The following is a 4,963-nucleotide window of genomic DNA, read 5'->3' on the forward strand; positions in this document are numbered from 1 at the left end:
GCGTTTGATGGCCGATTCTGACCAAATCGTGACGCCTGCTGATCTAGCCGGCGAATGTTTCATGACTGTGCCGACATGTTTAATAAAATGTTTCAGTGCATCATTACCTGTGACCCAGCGACGGTTTTGCCGAAACTTGCGACTTGACGGCAACACAAGCCAAGGCGATAAAGCCGCCCATGAAAACGTCTTTCGCCATTTGTGGCATTTGCATTATTGGCTAGCCTCGCGCTGGTCCGGACGTTTTCGCCTCATCTCTCCCCAGATTGGACAAACGCCCCGGCCAGCAGGCTGGAGCCTGATTTGCGTTCGCGCAGGGCTGGCTTCGTCGAATTGAGTTCTGAACCGGGAAGGCACGAATGTCCGACGCATCGCAGGGCCTGCGCCTCTACAACACGCTGACGCGGACGAAAGAGGATTTCGTCCCGATCGATCCGCTGAACGTGCGCATGTATGTCTGCGGCCCGACCGTCTACGACTTTGCTCATATCGGCAATGCCAGGCCGGTGATCGTCTTCGACGTGCTGTTCCGCTTGCTGCGCCATCTCTATGGGCAGACGCACGTCACCTATGTGCGCAACATCACCGACGTAGACGACAAGATCAATGCGCGCGCTTTGCGCGATTTCGGCGGCGAGATCGCTTCCGGCACGCTGTCGTTGAATGAGGCGATCAGGCGGGTCACCGAAAAGACCGCCGACCAGTTCCACAGCGACGTGGCGGTTCTCGGCTGCCTGGAGCCGACGGTCGAGCCGCGCGCCACCGAATTCGTCGAGCCCCGTGCCGACGGCAAGGTTGACATGATCACCTTGATTCAAAGCCTGATCGAACGCGGCCATGCCTATGTTGCTGCGGGCGAAGTCCTGTTCGACACGGCGTCGATGCCCGACTACGGCCAGCTGTCGAAGCGCAATCTCGACGAGCAGCAGGCCGGTGCTCGCGTCGCCGTCGACGCGCATAAGAAAAATCCCGGCGATTTTGTCCTCTGGAAGTTGTCGTCACCGGAGGAGCCGGGCTGGAATTCGCCATGGGGCAGGGGTCGGCCGGGCTGGCACATCGAGTGCTCGGCGATGTCGGCCGCCTATCTCGGCGAGGTCTTCGACATCCATGGCGGCGGCCTCGACCTGATCTTCCCGCACCATGAAAACGAGATCGCCCAGTCGCGTTGCGCCCATGGCACCGAAATGATGGCCAACATCTGGATGCACAACGGCTTCCTGCAGGTCGAAGGGCAGAAAATGTCGAAGAGCCTCGGCAACTTCTACTCGATCAACGAACTCCTGGAGACCGAGACCTTCGGCGGCCGCAAATGGCCGGGCGAGGTGCTGCGGCTGGCGATGCTGATGACGCATTATCGCGAGCCGATCGACTTTTCCGTGCGCAAGCTGGAAGAGGCCGAGAACACCCTGCGAAAATGGAAGCGGGGGGCCGACCTCGCGCCGACGGCGGCGGGACAGGTGCCCGTGGAGATCATTGACGCCTTGTCGGACGATCTCGCCACCTATGCCGCCTTCCAGGTCCTGACCCAGTTGGCCGGCGAGGCAATGGACGGCAACGATGCCGCTGCATCGCTGAAGGCGTCGCTGCTGTTCCTCGGCTTCGACGTCGCGTCGGCGAAGGTTGATGAAGGCCACGTCGGCAAGGCCATCGCCAAGCGTCTCGCGTTCATCGCCGCCAAGAGCTGGGCCGAAGCCGACCGCATCCGCGACGACCTGCTGGCCCAGGGGATACAGTTGAAGGACGGCAAGGATCCGGTCACAGGCGAACGCATCACCACCTGGGAGGTAAAAAGATGATCGATCATCTCGGCATCAACGTTGCCGATTTCGACGCTTCGAAGGCTTTCTATGACAAGGCGATGGCGCCGCTTGGTGCCGCGCTGTTGTATATGGTGCCGCTGGAGTACACCGGCGGTAAAAAGGTCGGTGGCTACGGTCGCGATCGGCCGGTATTCTGGCTGCAGGAAGGCAAGGATGGTCAGAAGGCCCATCAGCACGTCGCCTTCACCGCGCGCAGCCGCGCCGAGGTCGAAGCCTTCTATGCTGCGGCGCTTGCCGCCGGCGGCAAGGACAATGGCGGGCCGGGCCTGCGCCCGCACTATCACCCGGACTACTATGGCGCCTTCGTCCTCGATCCCGACGGCAACAACGTCGAGGCCGTCTGCCATGCGCCGGAGTGATCAGCGATGAGCCTCGACAACCGACCGATCTATACCGGCGGCTGCCAGTGCGGCGCGGTGCGCTTTCGCGTTGAAGGCGCTTTGGGCGACGCTTCGGTCTGCCATTGCCGCATGTGCCAGAAGGCGTTCGGCGCGTTCTACGCGCCGCTGGTTTCGGTGCGTGGCGCCAGGCTCGACTGGACGCGCGGCGAGCCGAAATACTTCCGTTCGTCCAACCATGTCGATCGCGGTTTTTGCGCCGATTGCGGCACGCCGCTGACCTTCACCGCGCCGGACGGGGTTGGCCTCGCCATCGGTGCGTTCGACAATCCAGCGGAGATCGTGCCGCTGATTCAATGGGGGATCGAGGCAAAGCTGCCCTATGTCGACTCGATCCCGCAACTGCCGGGCGAGGACACCATGGCCGACATGTCGTCGGCCTCCTATCTGGCCGATCTCGTTTCCTACCAGCACCCCGACCACGACACCGAACAATGGCCGCCAAAGGAAAGATCATGACCGATCAGGTAAGAACCGGCGGCTGCCAGTGTGGCGCCGTGCGCTTCCGCGTTCATGGAGCGCTCGGCCGTCCGTCCATCTGCCATTGCCGCATGTGCCAGAAGCAGTTCGGCTCGTTCTTCGGCGCGCTGGTCACGGTGCCCAGAGATGGCGTCGAATGGACCCATGAAGAGCCGAGTTACTTCCAGTCGTCGGTCAACATCGATCGTGGTTTCTGCGCCCGCTGCGGCACGCCGCTGACATATCGGCAGCCCGGCGGGCTGGAAATCGCGATCGGTGCCTTCGACGACCGTTCGGACCTGGCACCGCAGATCCAGGTCAACTATGCCGCGCGGTTGCCCTGGGTGGAGACGATCTTCGATCAGCCCGTCCACCAGGATCCTGATTATTACAACAGGCAGGAATCCATCATCTCCTTCCAGCACCCAGACCATGAAACGCCGGACTGGCCGACCAAAGGTTTACAACTATGAGCAGTCAATTGCGTACGCTTTATCCCGAGATCGAGGCGTTCGATTCCGGCATGCTCGATGTCGGCGACGGCCACCAGGTCTACTGGGAGCGTTCCGGCACTAAAGGCGCCAAGCCGGCGGTGTTCCTGCATGGCGGGCCGGGCGGCACCATTTCGCCAAAACACCGGCGGCTGTTCGACCCGAAGCTCTACGATGTCATCCTGTTCGACCAGCGTGGCTGCGGAAAATCGACGCCCAACGCCTCGCTCGAAGCCAATACGACATGGCACCTGGTCGCCGACATCGAACGGCTGCGCGAAATGGCCGGCTTCGACAAATGGCTGGTGTTCGGCGGCTCCTGGGGGTCGACGCTTGCGCTCGCCTACGCCGAGACCCACCCAGAACGCGTCAGCGAACTGGTGGTGCGCGGCATCTACACGCTGACGCGTGCGGAACTGGAATGGTACTATCAGTTCGGCGTCTCGGAAATGTTCCCGGACAAATGGGAGCGCTTCCTGGCGCCGATCCCGGAGGCCGAGCGCAGCGACATGATGGTCGCCTATCGCAAGCGGCTGGTCGGCACGGATCGAAAGGCGCAGATCGAGGCGGCCCGCGCCTGGAGCCTGTGGGAAGGCGAAACGATCACGCTGTTGCCGGAGCCTGAGACAAGCGGTCCGTTTGGGCAGGACGACTATGCCGTCGCGTTCGCCCGCATCGAGAACCACTATTTCGTCCATGCCGGCTGGCTGGAAGAGGGACAATTGCTGCGCGACGCGCACAGGCTGAGCGACATCCCCGGCACCATCGTCCATGGCCGCTACGACATGCCATGCCCGGCGCGCTATGCCTGGGCGCTGCACAAGGCCTGGCCAAAGGCGGATTTCCATCTGATCGAGGGCGCCGGCCATGCTTATTCGGAGCCGGGTATCCTCGACCGGCTGATCCGCGCGACGGACAAGTTTGCAGGCAAATGACCATGACCCGCGAGCGCCTCTATCTCTTCGACACCACATTGCGCGATGGCCAGCAGACGCCGGGCATCGACTTTTCCGTCGAGGACAAGATCGCCATCGCAAAACTGCTTGACGCTTTTGGCCTCGACTATGTCGAAGGCGGCTATCCCGGCGCCAACCCGACCGACACCGCCTTCTTCCAGGAGAAGCGCACGGAGCGCGCCAAATTCGTCGCCTTCGGCATGACCAAGCGGGCAGGGGTGTCGGCGTCCAACGATCCCGGCCTAGCGTCTCTTGTGCAATCGAAATCGGATGCCATCTGCTTCGTCGCCAAGAGCTGGGACTACCACGTCCGTGTCGCGCTCGGCTGCACCAATGAGGAGAACCTCGATGCCATCAAGGCCTCCGTCGAGGCGGCGATCGCCGCCGGCAAGGAGGCATTGGTCGACTGCGAGCATTTCTTCGATGGCTTCAAGGCCAATCCCGACTATGCGCTGGCCTGCGCCAGGACCGCCTATGATGCCGGGGCGCGTTGGGTGGTGCTGTGCGACACCAATGGCGGCACGCAGCCATCGGAAGTCCGCGCCATCGTCGAGAAGGTTATTTTATCAGGCATTTCAGGCGATCATCTCGGCATCCATGCCCATGACGACACCGGCCAGGCCGTGGCGAATTCCCTCGCCGCTGTCGAGGCTGGCGTGCGCCAGATCCAGGGCACGCTCAACGGCATCGGGGAGCGCTGCGGCAACGCCAATTTGATCTCGATCGTGCCAACGCTGGCGCTAAAGCCGGCCTTCGCCGATCGTTTCGAAACTGGCATTTCGGCTGAGGCGCTGACAGGCATTTCCAGGTTGTCGCGCGCATTCGCCGAACTCCTGAAC

Annotated in this window: 6 protein-coding genes and 1 pseudogene; all 7 read left to right on the top strand. The window is 62.2% G+C overall.

The genetic code is table 11. From position 1 onward, the window contains the following. Positions 1-337: hypothetical protein (locus ENZ75_RS34630; RefSeq protein WP_206617073.1), on the top strand; the 337-nt coding region annotated here is incomplete at its 5' end. Between the two features lie 22 nt (positions 338-359). Further along, positions 360-1,796, top strand: a complete 1,437-nt coding sequence (gene cysS, locus ENZ75_RS20685) for a cysteine--tRNA ligase (RefSeq protein ID WP_013532561.1) — start codon at positions 360-362, stop codon at positions 1,794-1,796. Then, a complete protein-coding gene (locus ENZ75_RS20690) occupies positions 1,793-2,179 on the top strand; it encodes a VOC family protein (protein WP_013532560.1) in 387 nt (128 codons plus the stop codon). Before cysS ends, ENZ75_RS20690 begins: the two co-directional genes overlap by 4 nt. 6 nt (positions 2,180-2,185) lie before the next feature. Continuing rightward, positions 2,186-2,677 (top strand): GFA family protein, encoded by a 492-nt coding sequence (locus ENZ75_RS20695; protein ID WP_013532559.1) that lies wholly within the window; start codon positions 2,186-2,188, stop codon positions 2,675-2,677. Further along, the gene (locus ENZ75_RS20700; protein ID WP_013532558.1) at positions 2,674-3,150 is read left to right on the top strand and encodes a GFA family protein; all 477 of its coding nucleotides are present in this window, start codon (positions 2,674-2,676) and stop codon (positions 3,148-3,150) included. The genes ENZ75_RS20695 and ENZ75_RS20700 overlap by 4 nt, the downstream gene beginning before the upstream one ends. Further along, the gene (gene pip / locus ENZ75_RS20705; protein ID WP_013532557.1) at positions 3,147-4,103 is read left to right on the top strand and encodes a prolyl aminopeptidase; all 957 of its coding nucleotides are present in this window, start codon (positions 3,147-3,149) and stop codon (positions 4,101-4,103) included. Before ENZ75_RS20700 ends, pip begins: the two co-directional genes overlap by 4 nt. Then, positions 4,100-4,963 (top strand): annotated as a pseudogene (locus ENZ75_RS20710) (citramalate synthase); the annotation flags it as partial. The gene pip and the pseudogene ENZ75_RS20710, both read left to right, overlap by 4 nt.

Origin of the sequence: Mesorhizobium sp. M7A.F.Ca.CA.002.04.1.1 (assembly GCF_004022805.1) — a bacterium.
Taxonomy (GTDB): domain Bacteria; phylum Pseudomonadota; class Alphaproteobacteria; order Rhizobiales; family Rhizobiaceae; genus Mesorhizobium; species Mesorhizobium ciceri.